General features: G+C 55.1%; 19 protein-coding genes, 1 pseudogene and 1 riboswitch. Of the genes and pseudogenes, 14 read left to right on the top strand and 6 right to left on the bottom strand.

Features of this window, described 5'->3' with window-relative positions; translation table 11 throughout:
• The first annotated feature begins 5 nt into the window (after window positions 1–5).
• The 3 genes from fmt to lepB all read left to right on the top strand — a co-directional run bounded on the left by fmt (window position 6) and on the right by lepB (window position 3,837).
• Entirely contained in the window at window positions 6–944 is a 939-nt protein-coding gene (gene fmt, locus AYT24_RS06575; protein WP_264357646.1) for a methionyl-tRNA formyltransferase, read from the top strand.
• Window positions 945–1,064: 120 nt separating this feature from the next.
• Entirely contained in the window at window positions 1,065–2,882 is a 1,818-nt protein-coding gene (gene lepA / locus AYT24_RS06570) for a translation elongation factor 4 (protein ID WP_010933118.1), read from the top strand.
• A gap of 112 nt (window positions 2,883–2,994) precedes the next feature.
• Entirely contained in the window at window positions 2,995–3,837 is an 843-nt protein-coding gene (lepB, locus tag AYT24_RS06565; RefSeq protein WP_010933117.1) for a signal peptidase I, read from the top strand.
• Here lepB and AYT24_RS06560 read toward each other — a convergent pair.
• Entirely contained in the window at window positions 3,831–4,289 is a 459-nt protein-coding gene (locus AYT24_RS06560; RefSeq protein ID WP_010933116.1) for a hypothetical protein, read from the bottom strand. The two genes, lepB and AYT24_RS06560, sit on opposite strands and share 7 nt — an antisense overlap.
• A 122-nt stretch (window positions 4,290–4,411) precedes the next feature.
• Here AYT24_RS06560 and trpE point away from each other — a divergent pair, with 122 nt between their 5' ends.
• From trpE to AYT24_RS10755, 7 genes and pseudogenes are all read left to right on the top strand, one after another.
• A complete protein-coding gene (gene trpE / locus AYT24_RS06555) occupies window positions 4,412–5,926 on the top strand; it encodes an anthranilate synthase component I (protein WP_010933115.1) in 1,515 nt (504 codons plus the stop codon).
• Between the two features lie 24 nt (window positions 5,927–5,950).
• Window positions 5,951–7,468 carry a DegQ family serine endoprotease gene (locus AYT24_RS06550; protein WP_010933114.1) on the top strand — a complete coding sequence of 506 codons (1,518 nt, stop codon included), beginning with the start codon at window positions 5,951–5,953 and terminating at the stop codon, window positions 7,466–7,468.
• A 158-nt stretch (window positions 7,469–7,626) separates the two neighbouring features.
• On the top strand, window positions 7,627–8,106 hold the full coding sequence (gene greA, locus AYT24_RS06545) for a transcription elongation factor GreA (protein ID WP_010933113.1): 480 nt from the start codon (window positions 7,627–7,629) through the stop codon (window positions 8,104–8,106).
• Between the two features lie 24 nt (window positions 8,107–8,130).
• Window positions 8,131–8,355 (top strand): hypothetical protein, encoded by a 225-nt coding sequence (locus AYT24_RS06540; RefSeq protein ID WP_010933112.1) that lies wholly within the window; start codon window positions 8,131–8,133, stop codon window positions 8,353–8,355.
• A gap of 1 nt (window position 8,356) precedes the next feature.
• On the top strand, window positions 8,357–9,109 hold the full coding sequence (tpiA, locus tag AYT24_RS06535) for a triose-phosphate isomerase (protein WP_164927032.1): 753 nt from the start codon (window positions 8,357–8,359) through the stop codon (window positions 9,107–9,109).
• 491 nt (window positions 9,110–9,600) lie between these two features.
• On the top strand, window positions 9,601–10,578 hold the full coding sequence (locus tag AYT24_RS06530; protein ID WP_010933110.1) for a DUF3644 domain-containing protein: 978 nt from the start codon (window positions 9,601–9,603) through the stop codon (window positions 10,576–10,578).
• 60 nt (window positions 10,579–10,638) lie between these two features.
• Window positions 10,639–10,737 (top strand): annotated as a pseudogene (locus tag AYT24_RS10755) (transposase); the annotation flags it as partial.
• 228 nt (window positions 10,738–10,965) lie between these two features.
• Here AYT24_RS10755 and thiC read toward each other — a convergent pair.
• On the bottom strand, window positions 10,966–12,636 hold the full coding sequence (thiC, locus tag AYT24_RS06525; protein ID WP_010933109.1) for a phosphomethylpyrimidine synthase ThiC: 1,671 nt from the start codon (window positions 12,634–12,636) through the stop codon (window positions 10,966–10,968).
• A 63-nt stretch (window positions 12,637–12,699) separates the two neighbouring features.
• Window positions 12,700–12,806: riboswitch (TPP riboswitch) on the bottom strand.
• 167 nt (window positions 12,807–12,973) lie between these two features.
• Here thiC and AYT24_RS06520 point away from each other — a divergent pair.
• Together AYT24_RS06520 and AYT24_RS06515 are read left to right on the top strand one after the other, a co-directional pair.
• Window positions 12,974–14,338: a BCD family MFS transporter gene (locus AYT24_RS06520; protein WP_164927031.1), complete on the top strand. Its 1,365-nt coding sequence runs from the start codon at window positions 12,974–12,976 to the stop codon at window positions 14,336–14,338.
• Window positions 14,339–14,358: 20 nt separating this feature from the next.
• On the top strand, window positions 14,359–15,297 hold the full coding sequence (locus AYT24_RS06515; RefSeq protein WP_010933107.1) for a radical SAM protein: 939 nt from the start codon (window positions 14,359–14,361) through the stop codon (window positions 15,295–15,297).
• Window positions 15,298–15,376: 79 nt separating this feature from the next.
• On the opposite strand, the gene AYT24_RS06510 is transcribed toward AYT24_RS06515, so the two are convergent.
• Window positions 15,377–15,613, bottom strand: coding sequence for a hypothetical protein (locus AYT24_RS06510; RefSeq protein ID WP_193331656.1), 237 nt, complete (start codon window positions 15,611–15,613; stop codon window positions 15,377–15,379).
• Between the two features lie 234 nt (window positions 15,614–15,847).
• On the opposite strand from AYT24_RS06510, the gene AYT24_RS06505 reads away from it, so the two are divergent.
• Window positions 15,848–16,165, top strand: coding sequence for a hypothetical protein (locus AYT24_RS06505; protein WP_010933105.1), 318 nt, complete (start codon window positions 15,848–15,850; stop codon window positions 16,163–16,165).
• Window positions 16,166–16,375: 210 nt separating this feature from the next.
• On the opposite strand, the gene AYT24_RS06500 is transcribed toward AYT24_RS06505, so the two are convergent.
• Window positions 16,376–16,804 carry a 6-pyruvoyl trahydropterin synthase family protein gene (locus tag AYT24_RS06500; protein WP_164927259.1) on the bottom strand — a complete coding sequence of 143 codons (429 nt, stop codon included), beginning with the start codon at window positions 16,802–16,804 and terminating at the stop codon, window positions 16,376–16,378.
• Between the two features lie 280 nt (window positions 16,805–17,084).
• Here AYT24_RS06500 and cysE point away from each other — a divergent pair, with 280 nt between their 5' ends.
• On the top strand, window positions 17,085–17,906 hold the full coding sequence (gene cysE / locus AYT24_RS06495) for a serine O-acetyltransferase (RefSeq protein ID WP_010933103.1): 822 nt from the start codon (window positions 17,085–17,087) through the stop codon (window positions 17,904–17,906).
• Window positions 17,907–18,830: 924 nt separating this feature from the next.
• Here cysE and AYT24_RS06490 read toward each other — a convergent pair.
• Both AYT24_RS06490 and aroC read right to left on the bottom strand, forming a co-directional pair.
• Window positions 18,831–19,214: a hypothetical protein gene (locus AYT24_RS06490; protein ID WP_010933101.1), complete on the bottom strand. Its 384-nt coding sequence runs from the start codon at window positions 19,212–19,214 to the stop codon at window positions 18,831–18,833.
• Between the two features lie 709 nt (window positions 19,215–19,923).
• Window positions 19,924–21,117, bottom strand: coding sequence for a chorismate synthase (gene aroC, locus AYT24_RS06485; protein ID WP_010933099.1), 1,194 nt, complete (start codon window positions 21,115–21,117; stop codon window positions 19,924–19,926).
• Between the last annotated feature and the right edge of the window lie 116 nt (window positions 21,118–21,233).

Genomic DNA, 21,233 nt, shown 5'->3' with positions numbered 1-21,233 from the left:
TGGGGTTGAGAGTTGTTTTCATGGGAACACCGGAGTTTGCCGTTCCTTCGCTGCGCCGTATCGCGGCCATGAAGCCGCAGTTCGAGACGGTGCTGGTCGTGACAGGCTGCGACAAGCCTCGCCGCAGCAAAAACTCGCCGCCCGAGCCGACGCCGGTCAAGCAGGCGGCGCTCGAACTGGGGCTTCCGGTTCTGGAGGCCGATGATGTCAGCAGTCATGAGTTTGCCTTGCAAGTCGCCGCTGCAAGGCCGGACGTGATCGTGGTGGCAGCGTTCCGCGTTCTGCCACCGGAAGTGCTCGAGCTGCCGCCGCTCGGCACCTTCAACCTGCACGGCTCGCTGCTTCCCGCCTATCGCGGCGCGGCGCCGGTTAACTGGGCGATCATCAATGGCGACGCCGAAACCGGTGTGACCACCTTTTTTCTTCAGAAGTCAGTCGATACCGGCAACATCATCACGATGGATCGCACGCCGATTGGTCCGGACGAGAACGCCTTTGAGCTGCTCAAGCGATTGTCGGAAATTGGTGCAGGTACGGTCGAGCGCACGCTCACGATGATCGCCGATGGCGCGGTGATGCCTGAAAAGCAGGATGAGCGGTTCGCCACGAAAGCGCCGAAGCTGAACCGCGAGAACACCCGCATCGACTGGAACCAGCCGGTGCAACGCCTGCATGACTTCATCCGCGGTCTCGCGCTGAAACCTGCCGCATGGACAACTTTCGGCGGAAAGAGTCTGAAAATCTACAAGGCGAAGGCCTGTGCCATTGAAACAGCGCCGGATGAACCGGGGACGCTCCGCATCGCGGACGGGCGACTGCTCGTGGCCGGAACTGACGGCTGGATCGAACTGCTCAGCGTGCAGGCCGAGGGCAAAAAAGCGATGGACGGTGAACTGTTCGCTCGTGGACTTCGCGCCAGAAAGGAGATGCTTCGCTTTTTATGAAGGCTGCCGGGCGGTACGTCACAATTTTCTTCTTATATTTTTTGATTTTATTATTCTACGCCCGCCGCTCTTGCGGCGAAGCGGTTGTGTAACCACTATTACTCGTTAGAACAGATACTTATGCCTCCGACAGGAACAGAAGTCGGCATGATCAGAAACTTCTGCATTATTGCCCATATCGACCACGGCAAATCGACCCTTGCCGACCGGCTTCTTGAAGTGACCCATACCCTCGAACGCAACCAGATGTCCACCGCCCAGGTGCTCGACGACATGGATCTCGAACGCGAGCGCGGCATCACCATCAAGAGCCACGCGGTGCAGATGCGCTACACGGCCAAGGATGGGCAAGACTATATTCTCAACCTCATTGACACGCCAGGTCACGTCGATTTCAGCTACGAGGTTTCGCGCTCGCTCGCCGCATGCGAAGGCGCGCTGCTCGTTGTCGATGCCACGCAGGGCGTGGAGGCGCAAACCATCGCCAATCTCTACCTTGCCATTGAGGCAGGTCTCGAAATCATTCCGGTCATCAACAAGATCGACCTGCCATCGTCGGATGTCGAGGGCGTGGCGCGGCAGATCATCGACCTGATCGGCGTCAACCGTGACGAAATTCTCCGGGTGTCGGCCAAGAATGGCATTGGCGTGGACGATCTCATGGAGGCGATCGTGGCGCGCGTGCCCGCTCCGGCGGATAACCGCCAGATGCCGCTTCGTGCGCTCATCTTCGACTCGGTGTTCGATGCCTATCGTGGGGCGATTGCCTATATCAGGATCGTGGACGGCGTGCTGAAGAAAGGAGACCGGGTGCGCTTTTTTGCTAACGACAAGATTTTCATGGCTGACGAAATCGGCACCATGAGTCTGAAGCGCAATCCGGTGGATATCCTCGAAGCGGGTAACGTAGGTTACCTGATCTGTTCGATCAAGGATGTCAAGGATGCCAAGGTCGGCGATACGGTCACGCTGGTTGAAAACCCGGCGGCGGAACGTCTTGCCGGTTACAAGGATGTGAAACCGATGGTGTTCAGCGGTCTCTACCCGGTCGAATCGAACGAGTTCGAGGATCTGCGCGAGTCGCTTGAAAAGCTCTCGCTCAACGATGCTTCGCTGGTCTATACGCCCGAGACCTCCGCAGCGCTCGGCTTTGGTTTCCGCTGCGGCTTCCTCGGTCTGTTGCACATGGAGATCATCCAGGAGAGGCTGGAGCGCGAGTACGGCGTCAACATCATCACTACGGTGCCCAACGTTGAGTACCGCGTGATCATGACCAGCGGTGAGACGGTCGAGGTGGACAACCCCTCGAAGATGCCTGAGACGACCAAGATCAACTGGATCGAGGAGCCTTACGTGTCGATGCAGATCATCACCATGTCGGAGTACATCGGCAACATCATGAAGCTTGGCATGGAGCGTCGCGGCGAGTACAAGAACACCGACTATCTCGACACGTCGAGGGTGAACATTCATTTCGAGTTCCCGCTGGGCGAGGTGGTGTTCGATTTCCACGACAAGCTCAAGTCGATCTCCAAAGGCTACGCCTCGATGGATTACGAGTACATCGGCTACCGTCGTTCTGATCTGGTCAAGCTCGACGTGCTGCTCAACGGCGAGCCGGTCGATGCGCTGTCGTCGATCGTGCACCGCTCGAAATCCTACGAGTGGGGTCGCAAGCTTTGCCAGAAGCTCAAGGGGATCATCCCTCGCCAGATGTACGAGGTGGCGATCCAGGCAGCCATCGGCAGCCGCGTGATCGCGCGCGAGAGTATTTCAGCCATGCGCAAGAACGTGCTTGCCAAATGCTACGGCGGTGACATCAGCCGTAAGCGCAAGCTGCTTGAAAAGCAGAAAGAGGGCAAAAAGCGCATGAAGCAGGTCGGCCGGGTCGAGGTGCCGCAGGAAGCCTTCCTCGCCGTTCTGAACATCGACGAATAACAAGTTACAGACCCGTTTAATCAGCATGGCTGCGCTGGATACCACTCATCTTGACGTCTTACAGATGGTGCGTACGATTGAGCATTCCAGCAACGTCTAAAAAAAGCACAGTGTGAAAAAACAGAACACGACCCCCAACGGAAAAAACGGCAAGACGCAATCGCGTGAATGGTTCGAGGCTCTTGTCATTGCCGCCCTGGTGGCGGCAATTCTCAGGATGTTTGTTATAGAATCATACAGAATTCCGACGGGTTCGATGGAAAAAACGCTGCTTGCCGGCGATTTCCTTTTTGTCAACAAGTTTGTCTATGGTGCCAAGGTGCCTTTTACTGACATCTCTCTGCCCAAAGTTCATGATGTCAGACGAGGTGATATCATCGTCTTCAAGTTTCCCCGCGATCGGAGCCTGAACTACATCAAGCGCTGTATCGCCTTGCCGGGAGACAATCTTGAAATCCGGAACCAGCAGGTTTACATCAATGGCAAAGGGATGCAGTTACCGCCTCACGCTCAGTTCATTGGCACAAAAATGCCGGCAGGCGTGCCCGAGTTCCAGATTTTCCCGAGCATGTCCGATTACAACAAGGACAATTACGGCCCTATCCATATTCCGCGCAGTGGCGATGTGATCACGCTCACCTCAGCGACGCTTCCGCTCTATCGCGACCTGATCGCCTATGAGGGGCATACGGTCAGCCTGGTCGGCGATCAGGTGTTTCTCGATGGCCAGGCGGCAAATCGCTACACCGTGAGCCGCAACTACTATTTCGCTATGGGCGATAACCGTGACAACAGCCTCGACAGCCGTTACTGGGGTTTTCTGCCGGAAAACGATATTGTGGGCCAGGCCATGATGGTGTACTGGTCATGGGATCCCGATCTGCCGCTGCTGTTCGATCCGGTTGAAAAGATTGCCTCTATTCGGTGGAATCGCATCGGTTTGGCTGTTCACTGAACGCTGTTCAAAAGAATGACTCGACTGACTTTGCGCAGGGTAAGCAGTTCGTCTGCCGGTTTGAAGGGGAAAAGGCTGAGGTCGGCGCATTCGATACGAAGTTCTTCAATCTGAAACACTGACCGGCTTGCTCTTTGGTTTTCAGCGACTCCGACGGGGGTTAGCTCCAGCTGTTTGAGCGTCAGTGAATTCAGGTTGGGTTCTGGCCTGAGCGAGCCGATGTCGATCCGGTATCGCTGGCCGGTTTCTGCGGTGAAGATTTGCTTGAGGTGATGCTTGAAGTTGTGATTGAGCCAGAGATTCATTGACAGCCAAACCAAGAGATAGGCTGAGGCGAAAATCATTCCCGGAGAGAGTATAAGTGCGGTGAGCCACTTCCGGCCGGATCCGCTTGCAATGTTCATGGCGACAGCTTGCTGATTACCGATAGAAGACACCGGGCTGACGATCATCGCTTTTGATGGTTGTCAGCAGCCTGAGTACTACGCTGTGTTCATAAGTGTAGCAATATAGAAACAGCGAAGGTGTGATACTATGAATTTTTTACCTTATCGTACGTAGCATCTACTCATTCATGATCAGATCTTTTTCGGACAATACGGCCGACCCGGCAAAGGAGCCGTCTTTTATTCTGACCCCTCTGGTCAGAACCTTTCAGGCTGATACGGAAACCCCGGTGTCGGTGTACCTCAAACTCCAGCGCCCTTACTCCTGCCTGCTCGAGTCGGTCGAAGGGGAGGAGCGTATGGCCCGTTATTCCTATATCGCCGTCGATCCGGTAGCCGTACTCAAGGGGACGGTTGGCGGAGAGATTTTGCTTGACGTTCGTGACGAGCGTTTCCGCCAGTTGTCTGCCATTGTTGAACAGGAGCGTGACCTTCGCGCCGTCGTGGATCGCTGCATGGCGATGTTCTCCTCCGAAAAGCTGCCTCGCCACAAGAGCGGTTCGCAGCAGATGAGCACCTCCGGTGTGTTCGGTTATTTCGGTTACGACACCATGCACCTCATCGAAAAGATTCCCGCCGCCGAGCAGCCCGATCCGGCAGGGATGCCAGACCTTTGCTTGCTTTTCTGCGACACGCTCGTCATCTTTGACAACGTGATGCGCAAGCTCTTTCTCGTGACCAACTATCTCGACGCCGCCGACCGCACGCGCGCCGACCGCAAAATCGACGAGCTTGCCGCACTGTTGCAGAAGCCGCTCGTGCCTGCTCTCGTGCCGTTTCAGCCCGAGAAACCGGAGCCGGTCATCTCGAACACCACGCGTGACGAGTATTACGCCAAGGTGCTCAAGGCCAAGGAGTACATTCTGAGCGGTGACATCTTCCAGGTGCAGATTTCGCAGCGCCTGAAGCGCAAGCTGCACACCCGTCCGTTCGACGTCTATCGCGCGCTCCGGACGATCAACCCTTCGCCTTACCTCTACTTCTTTGACTTCGAGGATTTTCATGTCGTCGGCTCATCGCCCGAGCTGCTGGTCAAGGTAGAGCGCGACCACACCGGACGCCGCATGGTCGATACCCGGCCTATCGCCGGAACGCGACGGCGCGGCGAGAGCTTCGAGGAGGACGAGCGCAACGCCAAGGAGCTGATCTCCGACGAAAAGGAGCGGGCCGAGCACCTGATGCTCATCGACCTAAGCCGCAACGACATCGGGCGCATCGCCAAGATCGGCACGGTCGAGACCAACGAGATGATGGTGATCGAGAAGTACTCGCATGTTATGCACATCGTCAGCAACGTCCGGGGTGAATTGCAGGACGGTCTGACGGCGATGGACGCCTTCTGGTCGTGCTTCCCGGCGGGAACGCTGACCGGCGCGCCGAAGGTTCGCGCCATGGAGATCATCTACGAGCTGGAGAAAGAGAAGCGCGGCCTTTACGGCGGCGCGGTGGGCTACCTCGATTTCCGGGGGCAGCTCAACACTGCCATCGCTATCCGCACGATGGTGATCCGCGACGGCGTTATCTACTTCCAGGCGGCGGGCGGCATCGTGGCCGATTCGACGCCAGAATTTGAATACGAAGAGACCATGAACAAGATGAGAGCAGGCCTGACGGCTCTTGAAAGTATTGAGACCTTTGTCTGATAAACTTTTAAACCGAAGACAGCTATGAAAAAGAAACTGACTATGCTCAAATCGGCAGCGCTGGTATCTGTGGGGATCACCGCTGGGGCGCTCGCTTTTTCCAATCTCGATTTTTCGTTTAACGGAGGCGGCAATAACGGGTTTATGGTTTCCAGTCACCCCAACTCGAGTATTGCGGCTGAAACCCTTCGCAACCATCCGATACGGACGCTCAACGATCTCAATGATGCTTTCGTGGATATCGCTGAGTCAGCTACCCCTTCGGTGGTGACGATTTATACTGAAACCGAAGTGGATCGCCGGATTATGACCCCCTTCGATTTTTTCGGCAAATCGTTTGGAGAGATGTTTGACTTTCCTTTACCCGAAGAACCGAACGTTCGCAAGGAGGTGATCCATGGACTGGGATCGGGTGTGATCGTCAGCCAGGATGGCTACATTCTGACCAACAACCATGTGATCGACCAGGCGGGCTCCATTGCGGTTATGACCTCTGATAACCGGAAATTCAAGGCCAAGATCGTCGGCACCGATCCCCGCACCGACCTGGCTGTGCTGAAGATTTCCGGTTCCGGTCTCAAGCCGATCGCTTTCGGCGACAGCGACAAGCTGCGGGTCGGGGAGTGGGTGCTCGCCATCGGCAGTCCACTCGGCGAAAACCTCGCCCGCACCGTGACGCAGGGTATCGTTAGCGCCAAGGGCCGTGTCAATGTCGGGGTGGCCGATTACGAGAATTTTATCCAGACTGATGCAGCCATCAATCCAGGAAACTCTGGCGGCCCATTGGTCAATATCGGTGGCGAGCTGGTAGGCATCAATACGGCGATAGCCAGCCGCACTGGTGGGTTTGAAGGTATCGGCTTTGCCGTGCCGTCGAACATGGCATATCGGGTCTATACTTCGCTGGTTAAAAACGGCAAGGTCGAGCGCGGCTACCTCGGCGTTACGATTCAGGATATCGATGAGAATATCGCCAAGGGGCTGCAACTCAAATCTCCCGAAGGGGTTCTGGTCGGCACGGTGATGCAGGGTGGCCCTGCGGCCAGGGCCGGCCTGAAGAGCGGGGATGTGATCCTTGAATTCAACGGACGGAAGGTGAACAGCGCGGCGGAGCTGCGCAACCGGATCGCGGCGATGGCTCCCGGCAGCAGCGCCGCCATCAGGATCAATCGCGACGGCGCGATTCTCACCTTGAACGCACGCCTCGAATCGCTTCCAGACAACGCGACCGCCTCGGCTCGAAGCACCGAATCGAAGAACGAATTGCTCGGCTTCTCGGTTGCGCCATTGACCCCCGAACTGGCCGGGCGGCTGAATCTGAAAGCCGACTCGCGCCGGATCGTGGTGACATCAGTCAGCAAATCGAGCAGGGCCTTCTCGGTTGGCCTTCGTCCGGGCGATGTGGTCATATCGGTCGACAAAAAGCCGGTGGATTCGGTTGCGGCATTCAATGCAATCGTCAAAAACAAGAAAAGGGGCGATCTGCTCTTCCTGTTGGTTGAGCGCGGATGGAGTCGGATGTATTTTGCGTTTAATCTGTAATGCCCTTTGCTCGCAGGATAAAGTTTTCTAAATTCTTTTAACAGAAGTAAAGTCAGCCAGGCTGCTGACTTTACTTTTTTTGTTTGCCAAACCATTGTTGCTGTAACGTCTGGTGATCATTCGCTTTTCTGCATCACCAATCAAAACCATGAACTGACATGAGTGATCGAATTTATCTGACACGAGATGGGTATAATCGGCTCAAGGAGGAACTTCACTTGTTGATGACCGAGACCCGCAAGGAGGTGCTTGAAAAGATTGCCGAAGCTCGCTCGCATGGAGACCTGAGTGAAAACGCCGAGTATGACGCTGCCCGAGAAGAACAGTCGCAACTTGAAGCGAAAATCGGTGAAATCGAAAATAAACTGGCATCAGCTACTATCCTCGATCCCAAGCAGATCAAGACCGATCGGGTTTATATTCTCACATCGGTAAAGCTACGTAATCTGGATGCCGAGGACGAAATTATTGAATACACCCTTGTCTCGTCCGAGGAGGCCGATTCCGATCTTGGCAAAATATCCGTGCGTTCTCCCGTCGGCCGGTCGCTGATTGGCAAGTCGGTTGGTGACAAGGTTACAATCAGCGTGCCGAAAGGTGAGCTCCATTATGAAATCCTCGATATTTTTGTTAAATAAAAAGCCAATTCAAACACCATATGTATGGGAAAACGTCAGATAATTTATACTGCCAGCCAGATCGGTGGAGCCCGTGAATTGCTCGACAAGGAAATCAATCTTGTCACCAAAGAGCGGCGGGTCTGGCACGGCTACGTCACAGCTATCGATCAGGACAAGATCGAACTCAGAGATTCCCGTTTCTGGAAGCACACCTTCAAGGTGGCCGATATCGACAAAATCTACGGCGAAGTCGTAACCGATTACTGATATGCGCAGAAAAATTGTGGTGGGCAACTGGAAGATGAACAACACCATCGCCGAGTCTGTCGATCTGGCAACTGCGATTGCCGAGAAGGTCGGAGCTGACGGTGTGCAGTGTGAAGTGGGCATCGCCCCCACATTTCCGGCGTTGTACGAGGTTTGCAAGGTGATCGAGTGGAGCGGAATCAGGCTCTGCGCTCAGAACTGTCATTACGAGAGTGATGGCCCATTCACCGGCGAGGTCTCCACGCGGATGCTTGCCGCTGCCGGATGCAGCTATGTTATCCTCGGGCACTCGGAGCGCCGTCAACTGTTCGGCGAAACCAATGCCACGGTCAACCTCAAGGTCAAAAAGGCGTTGGCTGAAGGGTTGAGCGTCATCCTCTGCGTTGGTGAGACGCTCGACGAGCGCGAGCGCGGCGTGACGGGTCAGATCGTCACTGCCCAAGTGGTTGAGGGGCTGATTGATGTTACCGACATCAGCAAGCTGGTGATTGCCTACGAACCGGTATGGGCAATCGGCACCGGCAAAACCGCCACCAAAGAGCAGGCGCAGGAGGTTCACGCGCTGATTCGGGCGAAAGTCACCGAACTCTACGGTCAGAAAGCGGCGGACCATCTCAGGATCCAGTACGGCGGCAGCGTCAAACCCTCTAACGCTGCGGAGCTTTTCGCCATGCCGGATATCGACGGTGGCCTGATTGGTGGCGCGAGCCTCAATGCCGACGACTTCATGGCGATTGTCGAGGCGGCGGGGTAAAAAGCAAGAGGTTGGAAATTTAGCATTGAAAGGGCTGCTCAGTGATTGGGCAGCCTTTTCTTTTTTTGTGGAGAAATCGAAGAATAGGTTTGATAAGTTCTAAACGACCGGTAGGATTTGTGAAATTATGCCCCAGCGGCGGTTTCCTGTGACCTTTTCATCGAGCAGAAGTCGGGGCCGCACATGGTGCAATACTTTGCGGTGGCGGCGGTGTCGCCGGTGAAAGCAGGGTAGTGATGGGGGTTGGTTTTGTGGGTGGATTTGCGGTAAATTTTTTTTGAGAATGAGCGTTGATTGGTCGGTCGCGTTTGAACAGGTGAGTGTTCTGCTAATCCGTATAACGCGGCAGCATAAAATTCGGTTATGGATGTAAGGCGTTGAATTAAAATGTTTTATCGGATTTTATGACTGCGGCAGGCTGGCGGCTTATGCTGACACAAATCAAGTATCAAGTTTTTTAGACGGAACCATATAAGTATTTTTAGCCCTCAATGAAAGCTCGGTCGCAAGAACTGGTGGAAAAGAGCGTCTCCGCAATGGTTTCGGCGATTGAGGTCTACAACAAGCCCGACTTCAAATACCGAGAGGAAACCTTCTCGATTCTAGCTATCAATGCCTGGGAGCTACTCCTAAAGGCAAAATGGCTTAAGGACAACGGGAACAAAGTTCGTATGCTTTACGTCACAGAGAAGAAACTGCGACCAAACGGAAAACCGTACAAGCATGCCAAGGTCAAGATGACGGGTGCAGGAAATCCCCTCACGCACAGCCTAGATTACTTGGCAAAAAGGATGGCTGAGAAGAAGACGCTAGCTGATGCTGCTCACAAGAACATCATCGCGCTCTGCGAGATCAGAGACTCATCAGTCCATTTCTACAACAAAAGCGGAGTGTTCGCCGTGCGGCTCCAAGAGGTCGGAAGTGCCTCGGTTAGGAACTATGCGAAGGCTGCGCAGTCATGGTTCGACATCGACTTTTCACAGTACAACTTCTATTTGATGCCCCTGGCATTCGTTAATCCTCAACAGCCAGGCGATGCAATCATTCTGAGCAAAGAGGAGAAAAATGTTGCAACATTTATCTCATCGCTCGAAGCGGCAGGTGACCCCGAGGCGGACTATGCGGTTTCTGTAAACGTAGAGCTCAAGTTCCTAAAGTCAAAAGCGGATGATGCGATCAAGGTTCAGGTCACGAACGACCCAAGTGCTCCTAAAGTTCAGCTCACTGAAGAGCACCTGAAAGATAAGTATCCGCTCAACTATGCTGCGCTTACCAAAGCATGCTCAGCTCGCTATTTCGATTTCAAGCAGAACCAGAAGTATCACGATCTGCGCAAGCCCCTGAAGTCAGACAAGCGGTATTGCCATGTCAAGAAGCTTGATCCCGACAATCCGAAGAGTGCCAAGCAGGCGTGGTTTAGCAATGCCGTGTTCAACGTGTTGGACAAGCACTACACGGTCAAGGGCTAACAATTCATTTAAGCCGACGCCGCTTCGCAGCGCGGCTTAATGCAAACGTTATGATCCACTATGAACTACGATCATCAAAAACATCATCGACGTTCGATTCGGTTGGCCGACTATGATTATTCAAAAGGCGGTGCGTATTTCGTAACGATTTGCACTCGCAACGGCGACCTGATATAATTGTCAAAACCGCCAAAACCTGTACCTGCTGTAGGGGTAGCCCTCGCGGCTATCCATTCTTTCGAATCTCCTCCCGAGCCCGAACCCGACAATGCACTTCTATGCGAACTGGCCCAATCGGCAAAATCGTTGATAGCCACAATAAATTGTGCGACTAAGGTCTTATAAGTCCTATAGGTCGTATAGGACTTATAAGTGAAGAACCCCGATTTACAACCCCGCGGCAGTCGTTTCCTGTGACCTTTTCATCGAGCAGAAGTCGGGGCCGCACATGGTGCAATACTTTGCAGTGGCGGAGGTGTCGCCGGTGGCGGCGATGTTCTGGGCGTGGATTTGCCGCGTCTTGAGCGGGTCGAGGGCGAGGCTGAACTGGTCTTCCCACGCGAAGGCGTAGCGGGCCTTGCTCATCAGCTCGTCGCGCAGCCAGGCGGTGGCGCTTCCCTTGGCGATGTCGGCGGCATGGGCGGCGACGCGGTGAACGATGACGCCTTCGCGCACGTCATCGCGGTTGGGTAGGCCGAGGTGCTCTTTCGGCGTGACGTAGCAGAGCATCGAGCAGCCGAGGCTGGCGATGAGCGTGCCGCCGATGGCCGAATTGACATGGTCGTATCCGGCGGCCACGTCAGTCACGAGCGGGCCGAGGGTATAGAACGGCGCTTCGTGGCAGTGCTTGAGCTGCATCTCCATGTTCTCGCGGATCATGTGTAGCGGCACGTGGCCGGGGCCTTCGATCATCACCTGCACGTCGCGCTTCCAGGCGCGGAGGGTCAGCTCACCGAGTGTCTTCAGCTCGCCGAACTGCGCGGCGTCGTTGGCGTCACCAATCGATCCAGGACGGAGCGCGTCGCCGAGCGAGATGGCGACGTCGTAGCTGCGCAGGATGTCGCAGATGTCGTCAAAGCGGGTGAAGAGGAAGTTCTCCTGCTTGTGGGCGCGGCACCAGCGAGCCATGATCGAGCCGCCGCGTGAAACGATGCCGGTCTGCCGCGCTTCGGCGTCAGGCAAGGTGGCGGCGAGGATGCCCGAGTGGATGGTGAAGTAGTCTACCCCTTGCTCGGCCTGCTCGACGAGCGTGTCGCGGTAGACCTCCCAGCTCAGCTCCTCGGCCTTGCCGCCAACCTTTTCGAGTGCCTGGTAGAGAGGCACCGTGCCGATCGGCACGGGCGAGTTGCGCAGAATCCACTCGCGGGTCTGGTGGATGTTCTTGCCGGTGCTGAGATCCATCACCGTGTCCGCCCCCCAGCGGCACGACCAGACCGCTTTTTCCACCTCTTCGTCAATCGACGAACCAAGCGCCGAGTTGCCGATGTTGGCGTTGATCTTGACCCGGAAGTTGCGCCCGATGATCATCGGTTCGATCTCCGGGTGGTTGATGTTGGCTGGGATGATCGCCCGTCCCCGCGCCACCTCGCTTCGCACCATCTCCGGCGTCACCGGTTTGCCGCCGCATTTTTCGATCCACGCTTCGAGCGCCTGGTTCTCGCGGATGGCGACGTACTCCATCTCCGGCGTCACGATCCCCTTGCGGGCGAAGTGCATCTGCGTCACCGCCTCGCCCGCCTTCGCCACGCGCGGCTTGCGTCCTGTCATCGAAAGTTCGCCACCCACTGACTCCACCGTGCCGCGGTCGAAGCCCCAGCGGTCGCGCACCGGTTCCAGTCCTTTACGCACGTCGTGCTCGCGCTCTGCGTCGCCGAACGGACCGCTGGTGTCATAGAGCGGCATCGCGTCGAAACGCTCGCCCTTGCACTCGTAGCTGCGGGTGAGGGCGACGCGCCTCATGCCGACCTCGATCGGGTAGATGGTGCCTTTGACGGTGATTCGGGATGATGCAGGGCCGAAAAAGTGTTTTTTGGGGCAGGATGCGTTCTCTTGGTTCATGGAGCGAGTCAGAAAGAAAAGCAGGAATCCGGAGTCGGAAGGGACGGTGAAGCAGGATTTGGAGATGCGTGCTTCATCTTTCCTTGCGTCAGCATTACCTGCATCAAGTTATAGGGGTGTGATCTCAGCTTCGGTTCATGGAACATGGCGAAGCACCCCCAAGATGATTTTCGACGCTCACGAGGAAGCGCCTTTTGAAAATCATGATAACCAAATTCACCCTGATTTCCAAGGATGGCCGCAGGACGCAATCCTTGAGAAAGCAAGGGTTTTGTGTAAATTATGGCCTTGTTTGATGAAGAGGCTTTCAGACAGTTCCAATCCATTTCCGCGCTTCATGAATAAATTCTTTCGGATTTTCAATCTTGTCCGGCTCTCGCTGTTTCAGATAGGGTTCGGCATCATGCTCGGCTTTGTGCAAGACATCTTGAACCGGGTCATGATCAAGGAGCTGTTCCTGCCCGCGACCATCGCGCTTGGCCTGATCAGTCTCAAGGAGCTTTTGGCCATTCTCGGCGTCAAGGTGTGGGCGGGCAACCTCTCCGACCGTTACGCCATCTTCGGCTATCGGCGTACGCCATATGTGCTTATCGGCCTGGTGAGCTGCATTGTCTCCTTCATCCTCGCGCCGACGACGGCCTACGAGGTGCGGCTCGATGGAACGGGAAGCCTCGTCAGCATCATCTTTTCCGCGCTTGGCGATGTAGGCCTCTGGAAGCTCAGCGCCATCTTCCTCGTTTTCGGCTTCGGCCTCCAGGTCGCCACGACAGCCTACTACGCCCTGATTGCCGACATGGTTGACGAAAAAGATATCGGCAAGATTGCCGGGGCGAGCTGGACGCTCATGGTGCTGACGGCCATCATTTCGAATTACTCCATCGGCAGTTATCTCAAAGTGTTCACGCCGGAGCGGCTGACGCAGGTGGCCGAAATTGGCGGCCTTGTCGCACTTACCTTCGGCCTCATTGCCGTGCTTGGCGTTGAGCGCCGGAACGCCGGGGTCGGCGTTCACAAGGAGAAGCACAGTATTCCCTTTTCACAGGCGATCCGCCTGCTCGCGTCGTCGCCCAACACGATGCTTTTCGCGCTCTACATCTTCATCTCCATTTTCGCCCTTTTCGCCAACGAGGTGGTGATGGATCCCTTTGGCGCGGAGGTGTTCGGGATGCAGGTTTCTGAAACGACCAAGCTTTTCAAGCCGGTGATGGGCGGCACGCAGCTCATCTTCATGCTGCTGACCGGTTTTTTGCTCTCCCGCATCGGCACGCGGCGCGGCGCCTATTTCGGTAACGTGTTCGGTGCGGTAGGCTTCGGGCTGATTATCGCTGCCGGGTTCATGCACGACGTGCAGTTTCTGCGTATCGCGCTGGTCGTGACCGGCATCGGCCTCGGCGCGGCGAGCGTCTCGAACATCACCATGATGATGAACATGACCGCCGGGCGCAGCGGTATTTACATGGGGTTGTGGGGGACCGCGCAGAGCCTCGCTATCTTCATCGGCCATTCGAGCGCGGGCGTGATTCGCGACCTCGTCTTCCACTTTTCGGGCAACCACATGTTGGCCTACGCGGCGATTTTCGTGCTCGAAATCATCGCCTTCACCATTTCCAGCCTGGTGCTGCCGCACGTGTCGCGCGAGGCATTCGAAGCGGAGAGTGCCGAGAAAATGTTGGAACTTGAAGCCGCCGCAGAAGCGGGCTGATCATAAAAAGGAGCTTTGCCATGACCTATGTTTTCGGACCCGTCTCCTCCAAGCGTCTCGGCCAGTCGCTTGGTGTCGATCTGTTGCCATCCAAAAGCTGCACCTGGAACTGCATCTACTGCCAGCTTGGCCGCACGACGGCGTTCGTAACGGAGCGGCGTGAATTTTTCCCGAAAGAGGAGATTCTCTCGGAGATTCTCGAAACGGTCGCGAGCGGCAAGCCGATCGACTGGATCACCTTTGTCGGCTCCGGCGAGACGACGCTCTACAAAGGGCTCGACTGGCTGATTGCCGAAGTCAAAAAAATCTCGAAAATCCCGGTGGCGGTCATTACCAACGGCTCGCTCTTGAGTGATCCGGAAGTCCGTCGGGAGCTGCTCGAAGCCGATGCTGTGCTGCCGTCGCTCAACGCAGGTTCACCAGAGCTGTTCGAGCGCATCGACCGCCCTGCGCCTGGCTTTACCTTCGAGAAACATGTCGAGGGTTTGAGGCTTTTTCGGCAGGAGTATCGCGGCAAGCTCTGGGTCGAGGTGATGCTCATCAGAGGAGTGAACGATTCGGAGGAGGCGCTGAAGGAAATGGCGGCGGTGCTTGCGGAGATTCGTCCCGACATGATTCATCTCGTTATGCCGACCCGCCCCGCGCCCGAAAGCTTTGTCGGCATTCCGGACGAAGAACTCATCCAGCGCGCGGTTTTCGTTCTTTCCTCTTCCGCTCCGGTGCTGCATCCCGCCAAGGGGGAAATGAACCTTGGTTCGGTGGGCAACTTGCTCGACACCGTTGCGGGCATCGCCTCGCGCCACCCGGTACAGGAACGCGAACTTGAAGCGGCTCTCGGCAAGCTTTTTGACGGCGACGCCGCGAAAATCCGCGAAACAATGGGCGAGCTGCTCGCCTCGGGTCGCTTCGAGAAAGTCCGGCAGGGCAGCGAGCTGTACTGGATCGTTAAATCGGCATAACCCGGGTGCTTAACCGCTGCATTCGACAGCAGAAAACGGCTCGGCACCCGGAGATGGTCATGCCTGGCCGGGGTCAGTATTAGGGTTTCCACGAATCGCTGTTCTGGTCATACCGGTCGCCGGAATCTCTTCGATCGTCATAATACCTCCGGTCGTCCCGGTCACGATCTCTGTCTCGCCTATCCTCACGGCGATACCGGTCATCCCTGTCTCTTCGTCCGTCTTTATGGTACGGGTATGACGCGCAGCCGGTAATGGCGAGCAGCAGTGTCAGTACAAACAGTTTTTTCATCATGGCCTCCAGGTCAAGCAGCATTGTTTCCGGAATTGTCGGGCAGCGTTTCTGACGCTTTACACAATTGGACGACGCAATTGTGCAAATCAGTCACCGGTGAGCTTTTTGGGGCATGTGATGAATAGTCCCATCGTTACACTGTTTGCAGAATTGAAACCTTCCAAAATGTTATGTTCGTAGCGGTTGCAGGCGTGAGACGATTTTATCTACAAATCGACAGCCAGAATCTTTCACATCAATAACCGTTAAACAGCAATGAAATTTCAGGCACTGAGATACGGCGAATTCTTCCAGGGCAAGATCAGCCTCTATCATCACAAGCGACCGCTTATCGTCAGGTTTCTCGAATGCATCAACAAGGGAACGCAGGAGTGGCTCGTCGATTTCTATCCTGGGAATGGTCTCGCTTCCGGAATGGTGCTTGCCATCGACCATGACAATCAGCATGTGCTGTGTGAAATCACCGGCAAAAAAGGACGAGGGCGATATATCCGTGTGCTGAATCCCAAAATCACTATCGAAGAACTCTGGCAGCAGAGCGAGCTGGCGCTTGCCGACAGGCTGGAGCGCTGAATTGCCCGACGGATCGCCGGTGTTGTCCGCGCGTTCTGGTGAAGTTTAATCGGCATGACCGATTTGCCGTAAACAGGGTTTCTGGTTCGCTTTCCTGAAGCTGTATGCTTGAAAATAAGCATACCTTCTCACAGGTATATATGCTTCCGGGACCAAACATATACTTATTTTTCTTTGTTCGGTCGATGACCTGTCTCGATTTGCGTCCGCTTACCCGCCCGTGTAGTCCGCCCAATTGTTCGGTGTTTCGTACCAGCGGAGGTTTTTGAGAATGACCCCTTCGGGAAGCTTGCCGCTGATCTGGTTGAAGGCCCATCTGGCGAGGCATTCGGCGGTGGGGGGGGCGTCGGTTACAAGCACGCGGGTGTTGCGTTTGAGGATGAATTCGAGGTCTTCCTTGTCTTCTTTCCAGACTGCGAAGCCGTGGTCGAGCTGATCGTGGATATGTTCGTCCATGATCTGCCGCAGGAACTTGAAATCTATTACCATGCCTTCTTCGGCATCTCCGGCGCGGTCGATGACCGGCCCTTCGACGGTTGCCACGATAACGCCGCGATGCCCGTGCAACTGGTTGCAGAACGTGAAGCTGTTCGGAAGGGTGTGGCCGTAGTCGATCTCGATTTTTCTGGAGATGAGCATGGTGTCGCGTAGTGTCGTGTTCACGGAAATGTTAACGAAGTGTACGTAAATTTTTCCATAAAACACAGAGCTATCGGGATAGCCAGAAAGGTCGATCATGGAGGGCATTTCCGGAACAGAAGATCGAGAATGGCAAGCGGGTGGTTTGCCTTGTTTTGTTTACATTTGTCGGTTAGTGCCGCTGCTCGACGCTGGGAAACCTTTAAGCTGCTGGCGGCGCTTTATTGCATGATGCGGCAGGTAGTTGTTTCGGGTTGCCGTAACCATCCAAAAGGAAGTTATGAGTGTACAGGATATCTGGTCATTGATTCGTGAAGAAGCGTGCCTCGAGTGCGAGCGTGAGCCGGAGATCCGGCTGTTTCTGGAACAGCACATTTTGCGATATGAGGAGTTCGCTCCGGCGCTGGCGATGCTGCTTTCGGTGAAGCTTGGGTCGAAGCACTTTCCGCCGCCGGTGCTTGAAGGAATCTTCGAGGATTTTTATCGGCAAAGCCCCGAATCTGTCCGGTGCGCAGCCTGCGACATGGAGGCTACCCGTGAGCGTGACCCGGCAGCGGTGAACTATTTCGAGATCATGCTTTTTCTCAAGGGCTACCAGGCGCTTCAGTCTTACCGGCTGGCTCACTGGCTGTGGCAGAATGACCGCAAATCGCTGGCCTATTTCCTCCAGAACCGCATGTCGGAGGTTTTCGCGGTAGATATTCATCCTGCGGCTAAAATCGGCAAGGGCATTCTGCTTGATCATGCCACGAGCCTTGTCATCGGCGAGACCGCCGTGGTAGAGGATAATGTTTCGCTTCTGCACGAGGTGACGCTTGGTGGCACCGGCAAGGATTCGGGTGACCGGCATCCGAAAGTCGGTAAGTCGGTGATGATTGGCGCCGGGGCCAAGATTCTCGGAAACATCAAAATCGGAGAAGGTGCGAAGGTCGGGGCGGGCAGCGTGGTGCTCGATGATGTTCCGCCGCACTACACGGTTGCTGGTGTGCCAGCACATATCGTGGGGCGCACTGAAGTTCCCGAACCCTCTCTCGATATGAACCAGCGCCTCATTTTTCCGGAAAAACAAAAGCCGAAAGGCGAGCAGCACTCGTGCTTATAAAGAGTAGCTGCGGGTGATGGGAAGATTGGGTTGTGTTTGCCTTTCTTTTTGATTCGCAATCTATCACAAATGAATCTCGCAAGGTCGTCGGGATGGCCACTTTTTGATGTTCCATGACAGCATTTTTGAGGTGGCGTCATCCCGTTACTACCTGATGCGAGGGTGCTTGAGGAATTTTTTACCCATGCGCATCTGAACCGTCATGCTTTTACAAACAGCCGATGCATAAACCATTGCTCAGTAATGGAGTGTTCAGTGCCAAGTTTCATGATAGTTTATGGTTGAAGAAGCCATCATCCTGAACAGGGTACTCTCTTCGTCTCGGTTTCAATAATCCATTCTTTTTATGTTCAAGCCCAGCTTCCCGTCATCACCACGGGGGTGCTGGGTTTGACGACTTTACGCGCTCCATTTGCCGTTTTTCAGCAATGATAATGCACGAATTGTTCAAATATGAAATACCTATAAGGCAGCAAAAACTTTTTGTGTCTTTTTGTGACTTGTTATATATTAAAAGTGAGCAAAGTAAGTGCGAATATATAAATGGCTAAAAATAGCGAGTAGTTTTTCTGGTTGCCGCATATATAGATCGCGTGTAATGTATTTTGATATAAGAGAATAAAGGTTTTAATCTGAAAAGAGAAATCATCATGGAACAGCTTCTTTCATCTTTAATCAGCGTGTGGTCAGACATCTCTCCCATGCAGAAGGTCATAGTATTATCGGCAGTCGGCGTGATGAGCGTCGTATGGTGGATCAGGCATCTCGACAAAGAGGCGGGAGCTGATTAAAATTTCTCTTCTGCTTTTTGTTTTTGTCGTTCTGAGCAAAAAAAATCGCTCAAACTACAGCCTATATCGACTTTTAAGACATCCACGGTTTCGATTCAAAAAGAACCAGACCGTAGATGCTTCAGTGAATTTCCTACACAATATCGACGACCATCTCCACCGGAAAGTGGTCGCTGAATCCTTTCTTCGTTTCTTTATCAAAAGCCTTGGGTCTCCCCTTTGCTCCAGGAGCCATTTCCGCCGTGGTGAATATCCGCATCGACCCTGGCTGTGCCTTGAGGCCTGACGTACCGTAATAAAGTCCGCGCGATACCATGAACTGGTCGAAAACATTCATAGTGTTTGCTGAGTCGCCGCTGAAAAAGATCATGCCCTTATCCGGATGGGCGAGCAGTGGCCACGAGTGGCTGAACAATGCTGGCTGGTGTTCGATGTACGACGCATTGATGGGCGGAATTTCGCGGTTCGGTGCGGCTTTCAGCTCCTCTTCGACTTTGTCGAGGTCTTTGGATGCCAAGAGATAGTCGGTGACGCTGCGACAGAACGGATCATCGTTGAAATCACCTGTCAGCAGTATGTTGCGGTTCCATCGGGCATTCAGCTCGGCAAGTGTTCCTGCAGTGTCCGGAAGCTTGGCGTACTCCTTCCTCTCGATTTTCAGTACATCATTTACGAGCTGGCCGCAACGCTTCGCAACGGCGATGCGAAGCGGCTCCGATTGATACTGCCCGTTCTTGCGCGATGGCTAATGGTTTACGAATACATTCAGTTCGGCCTCGGAACCCTTGAGGGTCACCCGAACCTGAAAGATGCCACGCGTGGGAAAACGGAAGTTGCGCCTATGGCCTTTCGTGTCTTTTGCGGGCGAAGTTTTGAATACCTTCGACGAGTAGATGGGCGAACAGTCGATGCCCCCGGATGTCCGGCGACTCGATATGCGCCAGACGATAGTTCTTGCGACCGATCTGTTGTGATCGGCTTTTGGTTTGGCTCCGTTTTTTCTCGTTTAAGAGACGCCAATCGTCAGAGAAAACGGTGTAGTTCCGTGTAAGATAGCGCTCTTTACTTTTCCTGTCAAAATGAAGCAGTAGGGGTGGATGGGGAGGTCGATGAGCGGATCCATGTCGGGTTTGATACATCCAGGTTATGCAGGAATGGATAGAGTATCGTTGTCAGACCCACAAAAAAGCCTCTTTAAAAAAGAGGCTTTTTAAGGCGGTTTGTAGTTATTTTTCAAACCTCATCCTCAGCGCCGCCCGATAAACCTCCAGCCTTTCCTTAATCTCCGCCATATGATCTCCGCCAAGTTTTTCCAACAGCGCGTTGGCGATGACGGGGGCTACGACGGCTTCGGCGACGACTCCGGCGGCGGGGACGGCGCAGGTGTCGCTGCGTTCGAAGCGTGACTGCACGGCTTCGAGTGTGGCGAGGTCGAAAGAGCTGAGCGGGGAGACGAGCGAGGAGATCGGTTTCATGGCGGCGCGGATGTGGATCGGCTGGCCGCTTGACATGCTGCCTTCGATGCCTCCAGCTCGGTTGGTTTCGCGTCTCAATCCCTTTTCACCACCGGCGAACAGTTCGTCGTGTACCTGGGAACCTGGTTTGCGGGCGTTGTCGAAGGCCGGACCGATTTCGACGCCTTTGATCGCCTGGATAGACATGATTGCGGCGGCGAGTTCCGAGTCGAGCCGGCGGTCGTGCTGGACGTAGCTGCCGAGGCCCATTGGTACGCCGGTGATGTAGAGTTCGACGATGCCACCGAGAGTGTCGCCATCGGCTTTGGCCTGGTCGATAGCCGCGATGGCTGCGGTTTCTGCTTCCGGGTCGAGCATCCGCACCGGCGATTTGTCGGCTTCGGCGGCGAGGCTTTCAGCTCCGGCGTCGAGCAGCTCCTGCAACGAGGCGGGGGCGGCGGCTTCGGAGACGGGACCTATGGTGGAGATGTAGCTTCCAATCTGGATGCCGAGCTGTCTCAAAAATGCTCGTGCGAGCGATCCGGCAGCGACTCTGGCGGCGGTTTCGCGGGCCGAGGAGCGGTCGATGACCGGGCGAATGTCGTCGAAGCCGTATTTCACGAAGCCGGTCAGGTCGGCGTGGCCGGGGCGGGGGATGGTGATCTTCTGCACCTCGGTGGCGTGGTCTTCGAACTGCGCCATCGATGTTGTCCAGTTCTCCCAGTCACGGTTGCGGATGAGCATCGCGACGGGCGAGCCGATGGTTTTGCCGAACCGGACGCCGGAGAGCACCTCGGCACGGTCGGTCTCGATCTTCATGCGGCCGCCACGACCGTAACCCTGCTGGCGGCGGGCGAGCTGGTCGTTGATGTCGGATTCGGTCAGCGCCACGCCTGCGGGCATTCCCTCGACGATTGCTGAAAGCGCCGGGCCGTGCGATTCGCCTGCGGTGAAGTAACGGATCATGTCAGTGTGGTGAGAAAAATGTATCGGTTGTTTTTGGGCGCATCATAAAAGGGTATCGCGACTTGTCGGGATACCCCTACAAAGATGTTCGAGTTTCAAGTGCAATAAAGATAACA

Source organism: Chlorobaculum tepidum TLS, assembly GCF_000006985.1.
In the GTDB taxonomy this organism is placed as follows: domain Bacteria; phylum Bacteroidota; class Chlorobiia; order Chlorobiales; family Chlorobiaceae; genus Chlorobaculum; species Chlorobaculum tepidum.
Note: the sequence above shows the minus strand (reverse complement) of the source record. Positions and strands in the feature narration are given on the sequence as shown.

Coding starts and splice junctions, on each gene's coding strand:
- AYT24_RS06515 (WP_010933107.1), top strand. CDS start 14,359: ATGACCTATGTTTTCGGACCCGTCTCCTCCAAGCGTCTCGGCCAGTCG.
- AYT24_RS06510 (WP_193331656.1), bottom strand. CDS start 15,613: ATGCTGCTTGACCTGGAGGCCATGATGAAAAAACTGTTTGTACTGACA.
- AYT24_RS06520 (WP_164927031.1), top strand. CDS start 12,974: ATGAATAAATTCTTTCGGATTTTCAATCTTGTCCGGCTCTCGCTGTTT.
- cysE (WP_010933103.1), top strand. CDS start 17,085: ATGAGTGTACAGGATATCTGGTCATTGATTCGTGAAGAAGCGTGCCTC.
- greA (WP_010933113.1), top strand. CDS start 7,627: ATGAGTGATCGAATTTATCTGACACGAGATGGGTATAATCGGCTCAAG.
- aroC (WP_010933099.1), bottom strand. CDS start 21,117: ATGATCCGTTACTTCACCGCAGGCGAATCGCACGGCCCGGCGCTTTCA.
- thiC (WP_010933109.1), bottom strand. CDS start 12,636: ATGAACCAAGAGAACGCATCCTGCCCCAAAAAACACTTTTTCGGCCCT.
- AYT24_RS06560 (WP_010933116.1), bottom strand. CDS start 4,289: ATGATCGTCAGCCCGGTGTCTTCTATCGGTAATCAGCAAGCTGTCGCC.
- lepA (WP_010933118.1), top strand. CDS start 1,065: ATGCCTCCGACAGGAACAGAAGTCGGCATGATCAGAAACTTCTGCATT.
- AYT24_RS06530 (WP_010933110.1), top strand. CDS start 9,601: ATGAAAGCTCGGTCGCAAGAACTGGTGGAAAAGAGCGTCTCCGCAATG.
- AYT24_RS06540 (WP_010933112.1), top strand. CDS start 8,131: ATGGGAAAACGTCAGATAATTTATACTGCCAGCCAGATCGGTGGAGCC.
- tpiA (WP_164927032.1), top strand. CDS start 8,357: ATGCGCAGAAAAATTGTGGTGGGCAACTGGAAGATGAACAACACCATC.
- AYT24_RS06500 (WP_164927259.1), bottom strand. CDS start 16,804: ATGCTCATCTCCAGAAAAATCGAGATCGACTACGGCCACACCCTTCCG.
- AYT24_RS06505 (WP_010933105.1), top strand. CDS start 15,848: ATGAAATTTCAGGCACTGAGATACGGCGAATTCTTCCAGGGCAAGATC.
- AYT24_RS06550 (WP_010933114.1), top strand. CDS start 5,951: ATGAAAAAGAAACTGACTATGCTCAAATCGGCAGCGCTGGTATCTGTG.
- trpE (WP_010933115.1), top strand. CDS start 4,412: ATGATCAGATCTTTTTCGGACAATACGGCCGACCCGGCAAAGGAGCCG.